At 68.7% G+C, this 20,276-nt stretch carries 13 protein-coding genes, 1 pseudogene and 2 CRISPR repeat arrays (1 of these 16 only partly in view); of the genes and pseudogenes, 1 reads left to right on the top strand and 13 read right to left on the bottom strand.

Features of this window, described 5'->3' with window-relative positions; translation table 11 throughout:
• A CRISPR array of direct repeats spans positions 1-1,879; the repeat unit is 30 nt; unit sequence GTTGCGATCCCTCCAGGGATGATCAGCGAC; it reaches 1,066 nt to the left of the window's first position.
• A 110-nt stretch (positions 1,880-1,989) separates the two neighbouring features.
• The 13 genes and pseudogenes from cas2 to FRANEAN1_RS40715 all read right to left on the bottom strand — a co-directional run bounded on the left by cas2 (position 1,990) and on the right by FRANEAN1_RS40715 (position 18,197).
• On the bottom strand, positions 1,990-2,253 hold the full coding sequence (gene cas2 / locus FRANEAN1_RS06835; protein WP_020459013.1) for a CRISPR-associated endonuclease Cas2: 264 nt from the start codon (positions 2,251-2,253) through the stop codon (positions 1,990-1,992).
• A gap of 3 nt (positions 2,254-2,256) precedes the next feature.
• Positions 2,257-3,238 (bottom strand): annotated as a pseudogene (cas1b, locus tag FRANEAN1_RS06830) (type I-B CRISPR-associated endonuclease Cas1b).
• Complete coding sequence (locus tag FRANEAN1_RS06825) at positions 3,235-3,750, bottom strand: CRISPR-associated protein Cas4 (RefSeq protein ID WP_020459012.1); 516 nt, start codon at positions 3,748-3,750, stop codon at positions 3,235-3,237. The pseudogene cas1b and the gene FRANEAN1_RS06825 overlap by 4 nt, the downstream one beginning before the upstream one ends.
• Positions 3,747-6,182, bottom strand: coding sequence for a CRISPR-associated helicase/endonuclease Cas3 (locus tag FRANEAN1_RS06820; RefSeq protein ID WP_020459011.1), 2,436 nt, complete (start codon positions 6,180-6,182; stop codon positions 3,747-3,749). The genes FRANEAN1_RS06825 and FRANEAN1_RS06820 overlap by 4 nt, the downstream gene beginning before the upstream one ends.
• Before the next feature lie 32 nt (positions 6,183-6,214).
• Positions 6,215-7,006, bottom strand: a complete 792-nt coding sequence (locus FRANEAN1_RS06815) for a CRISPR-associated protein Cas5 (RefSeq protein WP_020459010.1) — start codon at positions 7,004-7,006, stop codon at positions 6,215-6,217.
• Positions 7,003-8,061, bottom strand: coding sequence for a type I-B CRISPR-associated protein Cas7/Cst2/DevR (cas7i, locus tag FRANEAN1_RS06810; protein WP_020459009.1), 1,059 nt, complete (start codon positions 8,059-8,061; stop codon positions 7,003-7,005). The genes FRANEAN1_RS06815 and cas7i overlap by 4 nt, the downstream gene beginning before the upstream one ends.
• Positions 8,061-9,509, bottom strand: coding sequence for a hypothetical protein (locus tag FRANEAN1_RS06805; protein WP_020459008.1), 1,449 nt, complete (start codon positions 9,507-9,509; stop codon positions 8,061-8,063). Before FRANEAN1_RS06805 ends, cas7i begins: the two co-directional genes overlap by 1 nt.
• On the bottom strand, positions 9,506-10,219 hold the full coding sequence (gene cas6, locus FRANEAN1_RS06800; protein WP_157472411.1) for a CRISPR-associated endoribonuclease Cas6: 714 nt from the start codon (positions 10,217-10,219) through the stop codon (positions 9,506-9,508). Before cas6 ends, FRANEAN1_RS06805 begins: the two co-directional genes overlap by 4 nt.
• Before the next feature lie 469 nt (positions 10,220-10,688).
• Positions 10,689-11,890 (bottom strand): IS3 family transposase gene (locus tag FRANEAN1_RS06795; RefSeq protein ID WP_085950111.1). Its coding sequence is split into 2 segments (ribosomal slippage): positions 10,689-11,626 and positions 11,626-11,890, totalling 1,203 coding nucleotides; the frame shifts between segments, so codons are not numbered across the junction.
• Between the two features lie 228 nt (positions 11,891-12,118).
• A CRISPR array of direct repeats spans positions 12,119-13,928; the repeat unit is 30 nt; unit sequence GTCGCTGATCATCCCTGGAGGGATCGCAAC.
• 148 nt (positions 13,929-14,076) lie between these two features.
• Positions 14,077-15,231: a hypothetical protein gene (locus FRANEAN1_RS06785; RefSeq protein WP_020459003.1), complete on the bottom strand. Its 1,155-nt coding sequence runs from the start codon at positions 15,229-15,231 to the stop codon at positions 14,077-14,079.
• Positions 15,228-17,198 carry a type IV secretory system conjugative DNA transfer family protein gene (locus FRANEAN1_RS06780; RefSeq protein ID WP_020459002.1) on the bottom strand — a complete coding sequence of 657 codons (1,971 nt, stop codon included), beginning with the start codon at positions 17,196-17,198 and terminating at the stop codon, positions 15,228-15,230. Before FRANEAN1_RS06780 ends, FRANEAN1_RS06785 begins: the two co-directional genes overlap by 4 nt.
• On the bottom strand, positions 17,195-17,989 hold the full coding sequence (locus FRANEAN1_RS06775; RefSeq protein ID WP_020459001.1) for a hypothetical protein: 795 nt from the start codon (positions 17,987-17,989) through the stop codon (positions 17,195-17,197). The genes FRANEAN1_RS06780 and FRANEAN1_RS06775 overlap by 4 nt, the downstream gene beginning before the upstream one ends.
• A 40-nt stretch (positions 17,990-18,029) precedes the next feature.
• Positions 18,030-18,197, bottom strand: coding sequence for a hypothetical protein (locus tag FRANEAN1_RS40715; RefSeq protein WP_157472409.1), 168 nt, complete (start codon positions 18,195-18,197; stop codon positions 18,030-18,032).
• Positions 18,198-18,719: 522 nt separating this feature from the next.
• Here FRANEAN1_RS40715 and FRANEAN1_RS06770 point away from each other — a divergent pair.
• Complete coding sequence (locus FRANEAN1_RS06770; protein ID WP_347177009.1) at positions 18,720-20,075, top strand: hypothetical protein; 1,356 nt, start codon at positions 18,720-18,722, stop codon at positions 20,073-20,075.
• The last annotated feature ends 201 nt before the right edge of the window (positions 20,076-20,276 follow it).

The raw sequence follows: 20,276 nt of genomic DNA, 5'->3' as shown, positions 1-20,276 counted from the left end.
ATCAGCGACGGCGCAGCTTGTACGTCACCGAGATGTCGGCGTCGAAGTTGCGATCCCTCCAGGGATGATCAGCGACCAGTCCCGCTCTCTGGCGGCCACAGCGCCCAGATGCGGTTGCGATCCCTCCAGGGATGATCAGCGACCCGAGGCACCGCAGGCATCCAGCCCGACCTTCACGTTGCGATCCCTCCAGGGATGATCAGCGACCCCGGGAAGTCCCTCTGCGGCAAGCGCGCCTGGTAGTTGCGATCCCTCCAGGGATGATCAGCGACGATCATGGATTGGCGTCACCGCGCCCTGTGCCGCGAGTTGCGATCCCTCCAGGGATGATCAGCGACCACGAAGAGCGGGACAACATCGCACCACAGCTCATGTTGCGATCCCTCCAGGGATGATCAGCGACCCCGAGAACATCCACCTCGCGATCCATTAGAAAGGCGCGTTGCGATCCCTCCAGGGATGATCAGCGACCGCCTGACTCCCACGCACGGAAGAGGGCCCCGGTCGAGTTGCGATCCCTCCAGGGATGATCAGCGACACGCCGGCCGCTGGCAGGTCGTCGTCGACATCCGGTTGCGATCCCTCCAGGGATGATCAGCGACCGCCTGACTCCCACGCACGGAAGAGGGCCCCGGTCGAGTTGCGATCCCTCCAGGGATGATCAGTGACACGCCGGCCGCTGGCAGGTCGTCGTCGACATCCGGTTGCGATCCCTCCAGGGATGATCAGCGACCCAGGTCCGCCAGTACGCATCGTCCTGCGTCACCTTGTTGCGATCCCTCCAGGGATGATCAGCGACCCACTCTGACCGTCAAGCAGATCACCAGCGACACCATGTTGCGATCCCTCCAGGGATGATCAGCGACCGCGTCACCCTGGCAGGCGAGGCCGGCACCTCGCCGGGTTGCGATCCCTCCAGGGATGATCAGCGACCTACGAGACCCGCCTCACGGTGGCGCGCAGTCTCGCGCGTTGCGATCCCTCCAGGGATGATCAGCGACCGTGCGGCCACGGCGACAAGCACCAGGACCAGGACCAGTTGCGATCCCTCCAGGGATGATCAGCGACCAAGGGGCGCCGGTCTGACGCCCCGGCCCGGCGCCGTTGCGATCCCTCCAGGGATGATCAGCGACCTACCAGACCCGTGGCTGGACGCACCTGCGCACCGTTGTTGCGATCCCTCCAGGGATGATCAGCGACCGCCGGGTGTACTCGGACGCGAACCGCCACAGCTCGGGTTGCGATCCCTCCAGGGATGATCAGCGACCTAGTTGGCGAGGGGTTGGCGAGCCGCCGGATAGTTGGGTTGCGATCCCTCCAGGGATGATCAGCGACCATGCCGGACCGGGTTGCCTGCCCGCCGGCTCTCACGTTGCGATCCCTCCAGGGATGATCAGCGACCCTGCCGCTCGGGCTGGACCTGCTCGGGATCGGACAGAGTTGCGATCCCTCCAGGGATGATCAGCGACCGTGGCCGCCCGCGCCGACATGGCCAACGTCACCATGTTGCGATCCCTCCAGGGATGATCAGCGACCCCCGGCGGGCGAGCGGGGACGTCGACCAGCTCCGCGAGTTGCGATCCCTCCAGGGATGATCAGCGACCCGGGGTGGGTTGGTCAGCCCCGCCCGGTGCAACCGGGGTTGCGATCCCTCCAGGGATGATCAGCGACCCCGGGAGGCTCCGGGAACGGGATCATGCCTGCGCTCCCAGTTGCGATCCCTCCAGGGATGATCAGCGACCTCCTGCTCGCCGCCGCCGTGAGCGGACGCAGCCTCGTGTTGCGATCCCTCCAGGGATGATCAGCGACCTCGCGGGTCACGGTGACCGTCCGGGACTGGGACCGGACGTTGCGATCCCTCCAGGGATGATCAGCGACCCCGAGTGTAAAGGTGCAGGTCAGCAGGCATGATCGGGGCCGGTCGTGGGCCCGTTCTGCGGCGGTCCGCCGGTAGTGCAACACCGCAGGTCAAGGCCTTGATCGATGTGGTCAGAGGATCGAGTCCTGATTGCCCATCTGCTGGCCGAGCCACTCGGTCTCGACGAGGTGGGGTGTCCGCGTGCGGTAGATCCGGATGCTGTCGTAGCTGAGATCGAGTTCGGTCTTGAGCGCTGCGGTCAGGGCTCGGTACTGGGCGGCTGAAAGCTCGCCTTCGAAGACGCTCCTCTGCACCCAGTGGAGGTACTTCCGGCAGGTCCGCAGGACCAGCGGGTTTCGCTCCGCCGCTGTGTCGTAGACGAGGATGACGAACATGATCTACCACCAGGGTCGGAACGGCTTGTAGGGGGCGTCCTCGAGGCAGAGACGCACGAGTTTGAGCGCCTCGAGATGAATCAGTTCCTCGTAGGACACCTTCCGCCGCAGCGCGCGGTGGTGGACGGTGGCGGCGAGCTCCTCCCGGATCATCGCCGAGACCTTCTTGCGGCCGTCCCGGCTCAGGGACGCGCTGCCGACGTCCGCCTCGAAGTCGGATGGTCGTAGCGTCTTCTGCGCGGCGGCGCGGCGGAGCAGCCGCTCGGCGAAGACTGGTTTGAACGGTTCGGCGAGGTCGAGGGCGAGGGTGTTGCGTCGCCGGTCGGTGTCGGCGTGCAGGAAGCCCAGTGCCGGGTGTAGCGGGGTGGTGCGCAGGGCGGTGAGTACCCGGGGCGTAGATGATGCTGTTGATGTAGCTGATGAAGGCGTTGCCAGCGTTCGCCGGTGGCCGCCGGGAACGGCCGTCCAGGCGCAGCCAGGAGGGCAGAAGGGTGTCGAGCACGCCCCAGGCAGTGCGGCGGAAGTTCCCTTCGGCGCCCATGAGCTGCTCGGGGCTGTCGCATTCGGGGAGCTGGCGGCTGAGGGTGACCAGCGCCTGGGCGAGCAGGTCGGTGTCCAGTGCCCAGCGGACGTTCGCCGCGGTGGCGTCGATCAGCGCGCGGGCGACGGCCAGGCGATGCTCCGGGTCGGCGGTGAGCGTGACCTGGCGGCGCAGCACATGGGCCGATGAGGTGTCCTCGGCGCCGGCGAGCATGCCGGCGTAGTTGCCGTAGTGGTCGAGGATGTGCAGGGTCACGCCGTGCCGGCTGAGCAGGGAGACCGCGGCGGTGTTGATGTCGACGTGGTCGAAGGCGACGAGGTCGCGGATGTCGGTGATGGGGATCCGGACCGGTCGGGTGTCGGCGCGTTCAATGCACAGGCTGTTGTCCTCGCGGCGAACCCGGCAGGGTTCGGTCAACCAGTAGGTGCGGCCGGCCGCGGTCATGTCTGTCCCCAGCAGTAGTCGAGATAGGAGCAGCCGCGGCAGCGCCGGCGTTCCAGCCGTGGCGGTGCGGCTGGTGCGGAGATCACGGCGGCGGCCTGTTTCTCGGTGTCGAGTGCTTGGCCGCGGGCGGCGTCGTCCCAGGTGACGGGGACGGTGCGCCGGATCAGTGGGTAGTGGATGGTGCCGCCGCGGACGTGAACGCCACGGCGTTCCAACAGCAGGCAGTAGTGGCGGACCTGAGCCTCGTGTGCCGGCGACGGCGTCCGGGACGACTTGGTCTCGTGGATGACCGCTCCCGTGGTCACCCAGTCGATCTTCGCTTGGCCGAGGTCGACGTCGCGGCGACGGGTGTAGGTGGTGTCGTCGACGATCTCGCCGAAAGCGACGAGGTCGCTCGTGGCCTCGGGGCGGTAGCCACGCATGTAGAGCCACAATTGACGGGGGCAGTGCAGCAGGTACTTGATGTGGACCCCGCCGAGCCCGTGGTCGTGATGGACCGGTGCCGATTTCACAGGATGGTCTCCACCGTCTCGGTTTCCCTGGTTCCTCCGCGTCGCGCGGGACCGGCGCCGCCCGCCGGAGAGTTCTCGAGGTCGAGGCCGAGGCCGGTGAGCGGGTCGTAGGGGGCGTCGACGACCGCCAGGCGCAGCGTCCGGTTGTCCGCGGCATGTCCGTCGCGGCGTAGTCGCGCGAGTTGCGGCCAACGCAGCGGGATGAGCAGGCCTTCGGCCAGCAGCGGATCGCCGTCGTCGGTGTCGGCGAGGGTGCGGTACTCGGCTTCGTCGTCGCGGTGGAGAACCTGAACGGTGTCGAAGTTCTCGTCAAGGCTGCGGGCGAACTCGGAGCGGTCCTCGAAGGGACGGTGAAAGGTCAGGAACGACGCTGCGAACGCGTCGCGGGCCTGGCGGGCGGTGGCGGCCCACTGCTCACCCCAGGGCGTGGAGTAGACGTGATCCAGCCAGTCCTCGACGGTCTGCTCTGAGATCGCCTGCGCGCCAGCGGCCGTGTGGCGCATCGCCGCCCAGGCGGCATCGAGCGATTCCTCTTGATATGGCAGAGCCGAGTCGGTGCGGTGTACGCGGAACTCGACCGGGCCGTCCGGATGGCGGCCGCGCCGGTTGACCCGCCCGGCTCGTTGCGCGACGGCTTCGATGGGGGCGAGCTCGCTGACGCCGCGGTCGAAGTCCAGGCACAGTGACACTTCCAGGACTTGGGTGGACACCACGAGGCCGCCTTGCCGCAGTGCCGGGTCCCCTGCTGACCGTTCCGGATGCCGGGTGGTGATCCGATGTTCGATCCGGGCCCGGTCGCGGCCCTTGAACCGGGAATGCAGCAGGATCGCGGCGTCCGGATCATCGGGCCACGCCTCACGCGCGGCGGGCGCAAGTGCCTGGAAGAGTTGCTGGGCGACGCGCACGGTGTTGGCGACCACCAGCACGCTGTGGCCTTCGGTCATCCACCGGGAGATGGCCCGCAGATTGTCCGGCGCGGTGATCGGTTGTTCGTCCAGGACGAGGCGATGACGGTCCGGTGCGGTGCCGGCCGGCGCGCGGACCAGATCGACGTGGCCGCCGAGGCTGTCCTCCACCAGGTCGATCATTGGTTTCGCGAGGGTGGCGGACAGGACGGCGATCCGACTACCGAGGTGGTCCCACATGCCGAGTGCGGCGCAGATCCGGCCGAAGGTCTCCGGGTCGTAAGCGTGCAGCTCGTCGAGGACGAACAGCGCGTTGGCCTGCTCGAGCAGGACCGAGGAGTACCGCGGTCCCGCGATGGCCGCTCGTAGCAGTTGGTGTGGGGTGGCGACCCGGACGCGCTGGGCGAACAGGCGCATGGCCTGCGCGCGGGCCCGTGCCTTGCGGGCGCTGGCGGGGCTGGGCGGGCAGTCGTCGGCCACCGCACGGGTCAGCAGCGTGGCAGCGGCGGTGGCGTGCAGCACCCCGATGTCCGGACTGCGGGCAACGACAGTGCTCGGGTACTCGCTGCTTTCGCCCGGTTCCGGGCACGGGTCGGAGGGTGGGTCGAGGTCGCGGGTGAACCTGTCGGCGGCGGCGTCGATCGAGGCCCGGTAGGGCAGCACCCACACCAGCCGTGGCTCGCCGGGCATGTTCTCGAGCTGGGCCGACGCCCAGGCCAGGCCGGCTTCGGTCTTGCCGCTGCCGGTCGGCGCGACCAGGATCAGATGGCTCCCACTGGCGGCGGCGGCACGCTGATGCCCGTAGGGCTGCTCGAGTCGGTGGAGGAAGCCGCGCGGAAGCGGCATGTGACGCTGCAACGGCACGTGGGCGGACCCGGAGTGGTCGGCGAGTGTCACCGCTCCCTGCAGCAGGACGGCCAGGAGCCCCCGGTTGGCTGGGACGCCGTCGATCCAGGTGTCGTGGGTGGCCAGGAAAAGTTCCCGAGCATGTTCCCAGAGCTTGCGGCCGTCCGGCGGGAGCGGTGCGCTGCCCAGCTCGCCGGTGAACCAGGCGATCAGCTCGCGGTGGCGGGGCGGGGTGACCTGGATCCGGGCGCCGCGCGGCGCATCGGGGTCGCGGCCGAACCGTCGTTCCCAGTCCGCGTTCTGCGGGTAGGAGGCTGCCAACCCGGTTCCGTGGCCTCCGCTGACGGTCAGTGAACGATGATGGAAGGCGACTCCTGCTGCCGCCATCAGCCGGTCCTGTTCGGCTGGGCCGCCGATCAGCAGGTTCACGTACGCCAGCGAGAGGATCTCGTGCCGCTCACCCCACACGGTGCCGCGTGGACGGACCTGGCGCTGGAACCCTTCGGCGACCTTTCCAGCGTCATGCAGCAGCGCCGCCTGCTCCACCCACGTCCAGAACCGTGGCTCGGCCGCGATCGGGCCGGCGGGGCCGATCCGCTCGGCCACGCGGCGGGCGGCGTCCCGCACCGCCGCGGAGTGCTCGGTGAGCAGTTCGGCTCGGCCGGTCGCGGACCGACCCACCGACTTCGCCAGTACCTGGTTCAGTTCCGCGGTCAGCCGTCCACCTCGTTACCGAGGCCGGCCGCCGACCGTTCGGGATGCTCGGCGGGGTCGGTGGCTCCGAACAGCCAGACCGCCTGGTCCCCGTCGCGGTAGGCAGCCCCGCCCACCCGCTGGCGGCCCGCTGGTTCACGGCACCATAGGTAGGAGCCGTACTCGGTACGCAGCCGATCCACGCTCACCGTCTCGGCGAGGCGCAGCGACACCGCCTCACGCGCACGGTGGCCGTCCGGCGGCGCGAGTGCGTGGCCGACCCGAACTTCGTCCGTGGCCTCGTCCACCGGGTGCAGCACCGTCCAGCGCGGCGTTCCGACGATCTGGACAAGGTCCTGGGACCGGCCCAGACGCAGCCCCCAGACCGGTCTGCGCAACGTCGCCTCGAGGCGACGGCCGTCGGGCTCCGGGATCCACAGGGTGAGCCGGACGTCGGTGAGGAACGGCCGCTCCCGGACGGTGGCCCCGCCTTTCACCGTCCGAACCCGGCCGCCCACCGCGGGGTTCGAACCGTCCGCGGCTATCGGGTGGTAGGTCTCCAGGTCGACGCCCTGCCCGGAGGAACTGGCAGCCATTCCCAGCACCACCAGCTCGTGCGCCCGTCCTGAGGAGGCGGCGAGCATGCCGCGCACCGTCGACGGCGGCGGGACCGGCAGACACCGTGCCACCCGCGGAAACATCGGATCCCGGAAGGACGCCACCGGGGCATACAGGTCGACGCGCAGCACATCGACGGGTGTCCGCCCGTCGGGTGCCCGAACCGTCATGGTCGTGCCCAGGTGCCCGCTCATCGGGTCGGGTCGTCGAACCAGCCGTCGTGGTCGCCGCCGCGGACCCGCCTGGCCAGATCAAGCAGCACGGTCCGAGGATGACCGATCAACACCGCCCCCCGATCAACCTCGTCGGCCACCTCCTCCTCGAACTGCTTGCGCAGTTCGTCGCGGAACCCGGGCCGCCAGCCGATCAACACCGGGGGCTCGTATTCCCCCTCCCACGCGGCGAGCTCCTCCCGCAACACCTCACCGCTGACCCGCAGACCGGACCCGTCCTCCGCGCCACCGATCACAAAACCGAGCGGGTTCACGCCACCCGCCATCGGCACCAGGGCGAACAACGCCGCCGAACGGTCGCCGTAGTGCAGGGCCTGCTTCGCCCCGCCGGCGAGCTCGGCGAGCGCGTCCAGCAGGACCGCGACCCGCTCCCGGCGCGCGGGTAGGGGAAGGCGCACAGCGCTGGACCCGCGGAACGTCACCGATGTCGCCCCCGCCCGCACAGCTTCGGCCATGCTGAGCGCGTCCTTCTCGGTGAGGTAGTTCGGACGCCCCGAACCACCCGTGCCCGGCAACGTGAACGTTCCGACCCGAGGCACGTCCAGCAGGAACGGTGCTGCCAGATCAGCGGTGTAGAACTCGTGGCCGTGCAGCACCGGCTCCGGAATTCCCCGGGACATGACCCCGAAGTCCTCGGTCAGCCAGACCTTCTCCACCGACAGCAAGGTGCCGACCATGAACGGGGAGTCCCGCACCGTCGTGGGCGCGTCATCCTTGGCTCCCGCCTTCATGAAACCGAACAGGTCATCGTCGGCGTACTGGATCGGATCGGCCGCGGTCGTCGCCTTCTGCGCCTTGTTCTGGGCCTTGCCCACCCGGACGGTCGGCGACGGCACCGAACCCGAGGCGGTCATGGTGTCCCGGACCCACCGCCGAAACGCCTGCGCCGAGACGTACGGGTACGTCGCCCCGCGGATCCGGGTCTTCTTCACCCGCCCGGTCGTCGCCTCACCACGACCGTTGTTGGGTGCGCCCGCCTCGACCGGAACCACGATCTTGCCAGCCAGGTACGCCATCAGACGTACGCCTCCTCGTCCTCGTCGGCATCCACACCGACGAGCGGACCGTCGGCCTCTGTTTCCGTCCCCGCCTCGGTCGCCGCCCCGGTGGTACGTGCGCCGATCTCCACGCCGCGTCCGACCAGCTCCGCGACCACCTCGAAGAACAACTGCCCGCGCAGCCGGTGCCCCTCCTGCCCGGACGCCAGCAGATGCTCCGTGATCCTCGTGACGTCCGGCGGCTTCTGGCCGTCCAGATACAGGCGGGCGCACGCTCCCATGAGGAGAACCTGAAGGTCGAAACCGCGTCCCGCGACCTTCCGGTACTCGTTGAAACGTCCCCGGGGATTCTTCTCCGCCCCGATCCAGTCGACCAGCAGCGTCGTCACCGGTTCAAGGGCTTTGCGGTCCATCCCGTACATCTCCTTCAGATACAGCGCGTACAGCGCTCGCCAGGCGCGAATCGTCGACGCCGACACGCGGCCGAGATCGTCGACCTGATGGGACAGCTCCCGGCACAGCTGGTCCGGCGGAAAATTGACGGAGTCGAACAGGGCGCGAGCGACGACGTCGCGCCCGAGTCGGACCACCGTGCCTTTCCTATCCACCCTGTTGCACTGACGCTGCAGGGTGCGCCAGCCGCGGTGCGCCTCGGGATCAGCCGGCAGGGCACGCAGGAAACCCACCACCGCGATCCGGGTCTCACTCACCCGCAGCCAGGGCTCCTGATTGTCGTTCTTGAAACTCCACAGCGTCGCCGCCACCGGCCGACTACTCGAAGCATGATCACGTAGCACCCAGAGGGTGACCGCCTCCGGTGACGCATCCGCGGACAACGAGGAGAAACCGACCGAGCGCACACGGGCCGTCCGCACACATCCCGCGGCGGCGAAAGCCCGTTCAACCGCCTCCTCGTCACAGGAGAGCACCGTCGCCGAACCCGCAGTGACATTCGCGCCGTACGGCATAGCCCACCAGGCGATCCGGCAGCCCCGGCAGACCGGCCACCCAGCCGTCGCCGGCGGCAATGTATTCACGGCCTTCGTCGAATCAAACAATGGAAGCATCTTCTTCGACCACAGGACACTCGCGGCGGCCCCGCAGAAACAGCACGGCCGCGCAGACTCGCCTTCAAGGTCGGGGAGGAAGAAGCGAGCGACCGTGCCGATCAGGGCCTCCCGATCCCGGGGACGGCCGGCATGGGTCGGCTCCGAGTTCGGGAACATCGCGAACAGGACTTTCCACCAGTCGTACGCTGTGTAGTCCTTCCCAGCGACGGCAGCGCGTACGACATCCGCCGTGATCCGGCCCGCCACCTCATCAAGATCCGCAGCCGTCACCTCGCTCGGCCGCTCACGACCCGCCAACACCGCGATCGCCCACGCCCCGGCCCGCTGCAGCGGATGCTCGGTGAGCGACAGCAGGCCCCCTCTCGGTGAGAGCCGCGTGCGCGCCAGCACGATCACCGGATCCACCCGAAACCCTGGTTCGTGCCCAGACCGAGGCCCCAGTCGTACAACGCATCCAGCAGAGCGGGGGCCGCATGCACCCGGGCGCGCACGACGCACCCATGCCGAGGTGTGTGCTGGACAAAGAACTTCCGCGGTGGCCCAGCCGAGAGGACCTCGAACTCCACCTCGTTCGGCAGACCGAGAACATCAGCCTTGTGGCTCAGGTTGTGTACGAGCGTGGCGACGAACGCCGGATGATCCGGAAAAATGTACCGGTCCTCGTAACGCGCCAGTACCGGTGTCACGGTGCTGAACACAGTCTCCCCAGAGGAATGGTCCGGAGTCGACTCCAGCTGGACCCCGTGGACGTCGAGTTCGACGCTGCCCCACCGCAACTGACGCCGCCCCGCCAGACCCGCCAGGAGAGCCCCGGCAATCCGCGGCACCGGCGAACCGAACCACACCGTGCCATCCTTCGACGCCCGATACACATCGTGGCCACGTGCCGGCCCCCGGAAGTACGGCGAGGACAACCCGAGCGGACGCAGGCTACTGCCCGCGTAGCCACGGCCATGCAGCTCCTCCGCGAGATCCGCGTCCTGACCGCGGATCAGCTCATAGGCCACAGCCCTGGCCGGCCCGAACACGTCCCGCCACGGAATCGTGGCCTTGTCCGCACCGACATCCACCCTGAACCGCACGCTCACCCCCGGAAGCAGCGACATCACCCATCAGCCGACAGACCCGCTCAGCGCGATGATCGGCACCACACACTGCCATACCGGATCACGCCTACGCGTAGCGGGTCCCCCGCCGCACGTGGTCATCACCCGTGATCGCCTGTGACGGCTTGTCGCTGAGCGAGGCTGTCATCACCGGAGCCCTCCATGATGTCCGCTACGCCACAGCGCTGAGCCAGAGGCGGGCGAACATCCCCCACTCCTTCACTGCGATGATTGGCGGGGACGTTGAGCTGCGAGCACTCGCTGGCCGGATACAAATTCGCCATCCTGTCCAGCGAATTCGAGGCGGAACGTGGCCTCATATCATCATCTGTGGACAGGAACAATGTGCGTGGCCGAGAGGATCAACCGGCGCTTGAGTGCGAAGGCAACCTCTACCACTCGGCCTCGGACGCGTCCCCTCGGCCTGTGATGTGCCCCGTTAATTCCGGACAGTCGTTATAGGTCTGGGCTATGCGGCGGTCTGCCTTTTCAGGTACTCGTCGTGGACCTGCTGCGGGGTTCGGTAGTCGAGTCCCGAGTGGCGGCGTGTCGTATTGTAGCGAAGTTCGATGTATCGGGCAATGTCGCGTCGGGCGTGTTCTCGGGTGGGATAGGCGGTGCGGTGGACGCGTTCGTTCTTGAGAGCTGCGAAGAAGGACTCGGCCATCGCATTGTCATAGCAAATTCCGGTCCGGCCGACGGACTGGCGGATCCCGAGGTTCTTCAACGTAGCAGCGAACTGGGTAGACGTATAGTTGCTTCCGCGGTCCGAATGAAAAATCGCCCCGTCGGTGAGCTGGTGGTTACGGGCGGCCATGGTGATGGCTGTTTCGATGAGCCCGGTCTTGTAGTTGTCGTCCATTGCCCAGCCGATGACGGCTTTCGTGTGGCAGTCGATGACGGTCGCGAGATACAGCCAGCCTTCCCAGGTGGGAATGTAGGTGATGTCGCCGACCATTTTGGTTCCGGGAGTGTCGGCGGTGAAGTCGCGCTGCAGCAGGTCGGGGATCGCGGCCGGGGTCTGGCCGGGCTCGGTCAGGGTGTGTCGCCAGGGGCGGGGCTGGCAGGGCACCAGGCCCTGCTCGCGCATGAGGGCGCGGACGAGCTCGGGGCTGCAGGGGCGGCCCCAGGCGAGCAGGTCAGAGTGCACACGGCGGTAGCCGTAGGTGCCGTCGGAGGCGGTGAACGACCGAACGACGAGTGTGGCGAGTGCGCCGCGGCGGGTCGCGGTCGCGGAGGCGGGGCGGTCACGCCACTCGTAGAAACCCGAACGGGAGACACTAAGCCAGGCGCACATCTGGATGACCGACGGCGCTGGTGCACTGGTGTTCGTGGTGGTGCGGGCGGCGTACTCCGCATCGATGAACTCGAACGTGTCGCTCACCGATGATCCTTGGCGAAGTACGCTGCGGCTTTTTTCAGGAACTCGTTTTCCATGCGCAGCTCGCGGTTCTGCCGCTCGAGTTCACGTAGCCGGGCGCGTTCGTCGACGGTGGGCGGTGGTTCCTCGTCGGCGTGGGCTCGCCGGTAGGCGGCGACCCAAGTTCCCAGGGTTCCCTCCAGTATGCCGAGTTCAACCGCGACCTGGGAGATCGGACGGGATGTCTCGATCACCATCTTCACGGCCTCGTCCTTGAACTCAGGCGAGAACTTCCTGCGCCTCTGCGTCAACTATCTTCCCTCCCGGATGGGACCCCATTCTAGTAGGGGCCGCTGTCCGGAATAAAAGGGGCGCCCCACTGCCGGCAGCAGTGAGGAACACTCGAGGTCGTCTGGTTCCCATGCCACGGCTGTTTCGATCAAGCTCTGACCTGCACTGTTGCACTACCGGCGGACCGCCGCAGAATGGACCCACGACCGGCCCCGATCATGCCTGCTGACCTGCACCTTTACACTCGGGTCGCTGATCATCCCTGGAGGGATCGCAACAAGTTGGTCATCGCGTCGGTGTCCATGGCGAGCAGCGTCGCTGATCATCCCTGGAGGGATCGCAACGCCGATGTCGCGACCGCGCTCGGCGTACAGGTCGGTGTCGCTGATCATCCCTGGAGGGATCGCAACGCGATCCTAGGCTTGTCCAATAGCCACCGTGCCGGGTCGCTGATCATCCCTGGAGGGATCGCAACGCTGACTGGCGCGAGGTCCGACCGACCCGGGTGTGCGTCGCTGATCATCCCTGGAGGGATCGCAACGAGCGCGGAGACTGGACCGAGCACTGACGACCACGAGTCGCTGATCATCCCTGGAGGGATCGCAACCGCCAGGCCGCCCAGGAGCGGTTCCGGGTGCCGGTGTCGCTGATCATCCCTGGAGGGATCGCAACCGCCAGGCCGCCCAGGAGCGGTTCCGGGTGCCGGTGTCGCTGATCATCCCTGGAGGGATCGCAACCGCCAGGCCGCCCAGGAGCGGTTCCGGTGCCGGTGTCGCTGATCATCCCTGGAGGGATCGCAACGACAGCCTGTCGACGTCGCCATCCCCGACGACACCGGTCGCTGATCATCCCTGGAGGGATCGCAACTCGAGCGGGGCCGGCGTCGAGCAGCTCCAGGCCGGCTCCTGGTTGCTGATCATCCCTGGAGGGATCGCAACTTGCAGATGATGCAGCGACGCCTGCCGGTGGGGCCGTCGCTGATCATCCCTGGAGGGATCGCAACAAGTTCGGGTCGAGGTCGAAGTCCTCCCCCGCGTGTCGCTGATCATCCCTGGAGGGATCGCAACTTGGCGGTCGACCCGCCGATGTCGACGCGCTCAGGTCGCTGATCATCCCTGGAGGGATCGCAACACCTGCGTCACCCGCGTCGCCCACTCCCACGCGGCATGTCGCTGATCATCCCTGGAGGGATCGCAACAGCAGCTCAGGCCGGCTCCTGGCCCACCTCGTCGAGGTCGGTGATCATCCCTGGAGGGATCGCAACTCCCCGGGCGAGGTCAGCGGCTGGTACGGCTGGCCCTGTCGCTGATCATCCCTGGAGGGATCGCAACTCGTCCGGGGTGAGGGTGGCGGGGCCGTGGGCGTACGTCGCTGATCATCCCTGGAGGGATCGCAACCCGCACTGCACCTGCACCCAGCAGCCGGAGCACACCGCGTCGCTGATCATCCCTGGAGGGATCGCAACGTCACTGTCCGGCCTCGCGCTGATCGGTGACGCGCTGTCGGTGATCATCCCTGGAGGGATCGCAACCCGCGCACCTCGGCGAGGCCGTGGCCTACACCCCTAGTCGCTGATCATCCCTGGAGGGATCGCAACGCCGGTACGTCACCGGCGCTTTCACGGCCTGGCTACCGTCGCTGATCATCCCTGGAGGGATCGCAACGTCCAGGGGCTTCCGGGGGGCAGGCGAGGTAGAGTCGCTGATCATCCCTGGAGGGATCGCAACAGGGACCGTTGACGACCGCAGAGTGCGGGAAGTTGCCGTCGCTGATCATCCCTGGAGGGATCGCAACCCCGGGTCCACCATCCCGCCGGGGATCGCCCACTGGGTCGCTGATCATCCCTGGAGGGATCGCAACCGGATCAGGCCGATCGGGGTGGGCTTCGGCGGGAGCGGCCGCTGATCATCCCTGGAGGGATCGCAACACCTGGCGCTTGAGGGCCCGGCGCTCGTCTTCGCGTCGCTGATCATCCCTGGAGGGATCGCAACGCGCATCCACCGGGCACGCCGACCCCGTCCGCCCCAGGTCGCTGATCATCCATGGAGGGCCAAGGGAGCTGGCGCGGTGATGCCTCTGCCGCACCGGGCGGTCAGGACGCATACGGCGATGACGGCTCGCGGACTGCTTTCCGGGGACAGCCGGTAGATCCTCTCGAGAATGATTGGCTGGCCGAGCACGTCGGTGTTCCCATCGGCAGCGGGGTTCACAGCAGATCAATTCCGGGATCGGACAGGGTTAGGTCGGGTGGGACCCAACCGGTGTTGGCGAGGCCATGGGCTTCAGCCGGGCCCGCGGGGCTGGGTCCGGCCGCGGCGCCCGTCGGGGTCGGGTCCGCTGTCGGAGCGCTGGGGGCGGGGGGCGGAGTCGATGTGGCGGCGTCCGGGTCTGAATGCATTTTGACGGGTGGGCCGGGCGTCCCATCTGGATGGTGTTGCGCAGATGGCGCCGCCGGTGTCACCGGCACGTCGTGGCGGTTGCCAGGCGGGTCCGTGGCCGTGGGTTCAGTCGTGGACGGGGCAGGCTCTGCAGCCGCAGGACCCTCCGGTCCGGCAGGCGTGGGCTGAGAGGGCCCAGGGACGCCCGGGGGGTGCGGCGGCGGTGTGGGGGTCGGTGGATTGAGGAGGTCGGGTAGCTGGGTGGGGATGTGGCGGGCGGCGAGCGCGGCGATGGTCACCTGCGGTTCTCGTCCGCTCAGGTGCGGGACGTGCCCCCTGAGGCGGTGGATGAGTTCGTGTCGGGGCAGCATCAGCGCGCTGGCGAGGTCGCGGCTGGGGACGGTTATCCAGCCGTGGTAGGGATCTCCGACGGTGGCGGCGTCGCCGTGGTAGTCGAGGCTGACCGCGGCCGGTGGTGCGGCCGGGTGCAAAGGTTCGGCCGGGTGCGGGAGTTCGCGGGCGGTCTCGGTGCGGGCCAGGTCGATCTGCAGGGCGCGTTGCGCGGTGTAGTAGGCGGCTTCCGGGCTCGGGTAGGGACCGCGGACGATCAGTGAGGTGCGGGTGATGCCGTGCAGGTAGCCGAACCAGGAGTGAATGGCCCGTGGCTGCGCTGCGGTGGGTGTCTGGCGGGGTGCCCAGATGTTGGCTGGCAGCTCGTGCTGGGGGGTCTGGGACTCGGCGGCGAACTGGATGACGTCGCCGACGTCGATCAGGCCGGGGACGAAGCCGCGGCCGCCGGGTCCGAGCGCCCAGTGATCGGCGCTCCAACCGAAGGAGGACCGCGAGTCCGGCCACAGAGTGGCGGCGCGGACGGTCCAGCCGGGTGGAGGGCGGAACGGCAGGTCGAGGACGACCGAGCCGCCCGCCACCCGGAAGGAGTGGAACGGGGTGTTGTCCGGCGCGGTCGGCGAGGGCAACGTCACCAGGGCCACCACGGAGCCGCCGATTGTTCATCCCCAGAGGCGGTTGGGGGCGGCGGCCGGTCAGGGCTGTTCCCGGGAGTGATCCGCTGGCGGGCGGCCTGGCGGACCAGGTCGCGTCGGGAGGTCCGGTGGCCGGTGGCGAGTGCGTGCAGGTCCTCGTCCAGGTACCAGTAGCGGCCGAACAGGTGGGCGGGCGGAAGGGTGTTGTGGACGAGCAGCGCCTGGCCGGGGGCGACCTGCCGCAGCAGCGCGGAGGGCAGCAGCTCCACCCGGGTGGGGCTGCGCGAGACCCCGCGCCGGCCGGACGGGCCGACCAGACCAGTGCTGTCGACGTTGGTGGACGTCTGGACGACATGCTCCTGGCCGAGCAGGCCGGCGGCGTACTCGAGCGTGGAGCGGTCGGACTGGCCGGCGAAGAAGACCTTGGTGACCGCGTTGGAGATGACGATGTCGGCTTTCGGGCCGTAGGCGGCGTCGATCTGCGCCTTGCTCTGATACACCAGCACCAGCTGGATACCGATGCCGGCACAGGTGGAGATCCGTCCCGGTAGGTTGCGCATCGGCCAGTTCCCGGCTTCGTCCACGACCACCAGCAGCGGCGGGTCCAACGGGACGCCGGTTCGCCCGACGTGGCTGTAGGCCTGGCGCATCAGGTCGTCGAGCAGGCCACCGAGCACGGGGGCCAGGCGTTCTGCGTCGTCGAGATCCGCGCTCAGGTACAGCGTGTTCGCAGCCTGCCCGTCGGGGCCGGTGTCGAGGAGCCATTCAAGATCAAGATGCGACGCCGTGGCGGAGGCAGCGATCTCCGGTTCCTGCCAGGGTTGGATCATCTGCCGGGCCACCAGGTAGGTGGAGGAGATCTGCCGGCGGTCGTTCGCCCAGATCCCCTGGAAGCCGGCGAGGACCTGCGTACCGTCCGCGGCGAGTGTCGGGTCGCGGTGGGAGGCCAGCGGGGTCAGCAGGCCGCGGACGGTCTCCTTGTCCATGGACACCACCCAGCTCACGACGGTGTCCATGCCCAGGTCGACGACGGCGGCGGTCCAGAACAGCTGGCCGAGGAGGTCCTCGGCCGCCGCGGTCCAGAAGCCCATGTCGCCCGACGAGGCCGACGTCCAGGAGGTGGCGTTCGCGATCGAGCGGGCGGCGCGGCGCGCGCCGGCCAGGGTGCGCGCCGCACCCAGCGGGGACCAGGGCGCGCCGAGTTCGCCGGTGACGCCCGCCGGGTCGAACACCGCGACGTCGCCGACCTGCCGACGGCGGGAGATCGTCGCACCCAGCAGGTCGTTCTTCACACTCAGGGCGATCAGCGGGCCGTCCCATTCCAGGATGGCGGGGATCGCCAGGGCGGCGGTCTTGCCGCACTGGGACGGGCCTAGCACGATCACGCTGCCGCGCTGCCCGCGGCGACGGGCTGCCCGTCGTGCTCGCCATCTGGGCACCGCCGCGTCCAGTGGACGGTTGGTGTCCTCGGTGGCGACGAGCCGTCCCCGGGGGCCACCGATCCGGCCCAGGATCATCCGACCGCGGGTCGGCCCGCCCAGCCACAGCGGTGCCAGATCCGCCGGGCGGGCGAACCGGGCTTCGGGATCGATACCCATCCGGCGCCGGCGCGCCACGCCCACCCCGTCGCCGACGAGCAGGAAGGCCGCGAGCCCGCTCAGCATGGCCAGTACCGCGAGCGGCACCACGGTCGCCGCCCAGTACCCGAGCTGCCCCGGCAGGTCGCCTGCGGCGCGCGCCGGCCAGGCGTGCGCCGGATGGGCAGGGTCGGCGATCAGCTGAGGTAGCGCGGCCAGCCCGTCGCCCAGGCCCACGTCGAGGGGGCGGTGCGCACCGAACGCCAACGCGGCCAGCTGCGCGCCTGCCCAGACTGCCGCCGCCGACGACGCGACGAGGAGCGCCACGGCGACCACTGCGATCTCCGCGTCCAAGCCGGCATCACCGAATCGGCCGCGTTCCACGCTCATGCCGCCCGCCCATCCGGCCGGGGCCGCCTGGCGGGCGTCCGCCGCTGGACGCCGCTTCCGTCGGTGTCGCGGGTGCGCGCCGGCTGGTGCTGGCCGCCGCCGTCGCGGAGGCCGAGCAGGGTGGCCAGTTCCGCGGCGGCCCGCTGGCGGCGCAGGCGCACCGCCCGGTCGGTCACGCCGTCTCGGGCCGCCACCTGCTGGGAGCTCAGGCCGTCGACACCGAACTCGACCAGGATGCGCAGGGCAGCATCCGACAGCCCCAGGCGACGGCCTTCGGCCAGCAACTCGACCAGCTCCAGCAACGGGTCCCGGGCGCGACCGGTGCCGGTGTTGCCGCGACCGGTGCCGGCGGACGTGCGGGCCGTCAGATGCTCGGCGAGGATCGGCGGCGGGAGGAGCACCGTCAGCCGGTCGACCAGCCGGGACCGGCCGAACACCGCCCGTTCGGTGTCGAGGACGATGTTGATCCACGTCTTCTCGGGCCGGCGGGCCACCGGGTAGGTCGCGACCACGATCCACGCCGCCGCCAGCAGGTCGTCGAAGACCGCGTCGAAGCCGCGTCCGGCGGTCCGGCAGTGCGCCGCCGCTTTGGTGACCAGCGCCGGGACCACCCGGGCGACCGCGACTCGCGTGGCGGCCTGGTCGCCCTCGCAGGCGCGGCACAGCAGGAACAGCAGCCGGCCGTTCGCCACCGCGTCCGGGACCGTCCGGTCCCGACCACAGCCGTCGACGACCTCCTCGGCCCCGGCCAGACCCGCCATCAGCGGCGAGGCCTCCTGCCACCGGCTCACCGCAGTCGTCGAGGCCGAACTGTCCGTCCATGCGGCCCAGTCACGCCACCACCGCACCAGGCAGGGCGAAACAGACCGGGGATGGATGCTGCGTGCGGGACTGCTGCCCGCGAAGGTCCTGTTCGTCATAGCCGCGCAGGCTCGCCACCGCTATCCCCGCGGCGTTCCCCCGCTTGTTCCCCACCCACATCCCCCGAGGAACGCGCACGCCGGAGATGTCCCCCGGGACCTTTCCCAGCGGCGATCTCGGAACTTGCGGCTTCCGACGCGGCGGCGGCTCGCACTTCCTGCAGCGTGCACCATCGCACCCCCGCCGGCCTCGGCGCCGGGGCCGATACTCGCTGTCCTTCACCGGCGGCAGAAAGAAACCGTGATCATCGTGGCGAACAACAGCGACGATCAGCACCACCCGAGAACCTCCCTCGCCGAAATCCAGATTCCCGCCGGGGCATGGCGATTCCGCCGCTCACCCCACAACGCCGGACGAATAAATGCAGAGCTACTCTTCCGGAATGAGAAGTCGACATACACGACCGCTATCTACCGAGCTGAGGGCACCCTGTGGGGCATCGAAGGCCAGCTCGGTTTCGCGCTCCCCACGGCCGTTCAGGAGATACTTCAGCACGCACCGGAAACCCGACCCGTTAAAACCAGAATCTCACCACCGTCCCCATGGATCCGCGGCACCGACTACCAGCCGTGGCGCGCCAGTAAGGTACTTGTTCCCGACATGCCCGCCGTCACCTACGGCTTTCTCATGAATTTGAACGGCCCGATACGCACCTGGGAACACGGCCCCTACCGCATCGACGCCGTATCCACAACGCTGACCTTCGAGGACGAACACAGCCCGTCCCTACAGCTCGCCTACCGCATCTGGCACAACGAGCGCGTCATCTTCGCCTCGGACACCCTCTCGGTTGCCCTCGGCTCCGACCTCGAATCAGACACCACGCTGCGACGCATCGCCAACCATGCCCTCGACGGCCGGAGCGCCCGCCCATACACCCCGCAACGAGAGTTCCTCACCAGACACGGCGCCGAACTACGATCCGTCCTCGCCCCGCCCACCGCGCCCTACCCGATCGGAACCCGCGTCAAAGTCCGCGGCCTGACCGGCACGACCCCCGCCAGCGGCATCATCACCGACGCCATCCTTGCCGCCGATGGCTCCCTGCACTACGGATGGCGCCCCGACGTCGCCCGGCTCCCCGGCCATCCCATGGGACGCCTGCTCGAATGGCAGCTTCTCGCCCCAGCCCAACACGTCCAGCCAACCCTGCAGGCCCCCGACGCCGCCCTCACCAACACCCAGGCCCCCGATGTCCTCGTCTACGGCGCGAAGATCCGCACCATCGACGACCCCAGATTCGCCACCGGAACCGTCCTGCGCGCCATCCTCAAACCCGGCGGCCAGCCCACCTACGACGTCCAACCCGACGACGGGACACCCGGCCCCGTCCGGATCCACGCCGCCCACGTCGAACCGGTCGCCGGCACCGCCTGGCCCACCGTGCAGTCACTCCTCGACGCCCGCGCCGAAGCCGGCGTCCCCCTTGAAACCGGCGAGATCCTCGTCACCCTGCGCGAAGCCACATTCGTCGCGGACGGACCCACCGGCCCCCGCCCAGCCCTCCCACCACAGGAATGGCCCTCCCACGACCCCATTCTCGACCCCGACTCCCCCGATATCCCAACCCCACCAAAGCGCGGCATGCCGCCAACCATCGCCCCACCCAGAATTGTGATCGAAGACGACTACGTCCGCGTCTACGACCCCCGTCACGAACTCCTCGACGCACCCCATCGCATCTTCGAGACTGCCCTCAGCTATCCACGAGAAGACCTCATCGCCCTCCTCACCGCCGTTCCTGGCCTCCAGCTCGGCGGCGACGAATCCCTCGTCACTCTCGCAGCCCTTGCCGCCCAGAACGTCCCAGACGAAATCAACGTGACACTCACTCCCGACCCGAACGGACCAGAAAGAGAACACGATCTAAGCACTCGACCTGACCCAGAAATCGCTAACCCAGCTCGTCCCCCCGACGAAGGTCTCGATCCGCCAGACCTCGATCCGGGTATGTGACGGAACCGCACCAGTCTCCCTCATGATCGGGCTGGGGAGCCAGGGGCACCCCGAACACCAGAGCGCCGACCTCGGGTGTTGAGAGTGTCGAACACGAACCTCAGAGTCGATCACTCGCGACCGCCTCCTGAGACGTCATCCCGATGATCGATAGTCACCGGGCGAGTCGGCGATGGATCCGTTTCCTCGGCCGGATAGGCG

It is taken from the genome of Parafrankia sp. EAN1pec (assembly GCF_000018005.1).
GTDB classification, from domain to species: domain Bacteria; phylum Actinomycetota; class Actinomycetes; order Frankiales; family Frankiaceae; genus Parafrankia; species Parafrankia soli.
This window is presented reverse-complemented; position numbering and strand designations above follow the sequence as displayed.

What these genes read in the sequence shown, in the direction of transcription:
- FRANEAN1_RS06780 (WP_020459002.1), bottom strand. Translation starts at nt 17,198, where the DNA reads ATGAGCGTGGAACGCGGCCGATTCGGTGATGCCGGCTTGGACGCGGAG.
- FRANEAN1_RS06815 (WP_020459010.1), bottom strand. Translation starts at nt 7,006, where the DNA reads ATGAGCGGGCACCTGGGCACGACCATGACGGTTCGGGCACCCGACGGG.
- cas6 (WP_157472411.1), bottom strand. Translation starts at nt 10,219, where the DNA reads ATGTCGCTGCTTCCGGGGGTGAGCGTGCGGTTCAGGGTGGATGTCGGT.
- cas7i (WP_020459009.1), bottom strand. Translation starts at nt 8,061, where the DNA reads ATGGCGTACCTGGCTGGCAAGATCGTGGTTCCGGTCGAGGCGGGCGCA.
- FRANEAN1_RS06770 (WP_347177009.1), top strand. Translation starts at nt 18,720, where the DNA reads ATGCCCGCCGTCACCTACGGCTTTCTCATGAATTTGAACGGCCCGATA.
- cas2 (WP_020459013.1), bottom strand. Translation starts at nt 2,253, where the DNA reads ATGTTCGTCATCCTCGTCTACGACACAGCGGCGGAGCGAAACCCGCTG.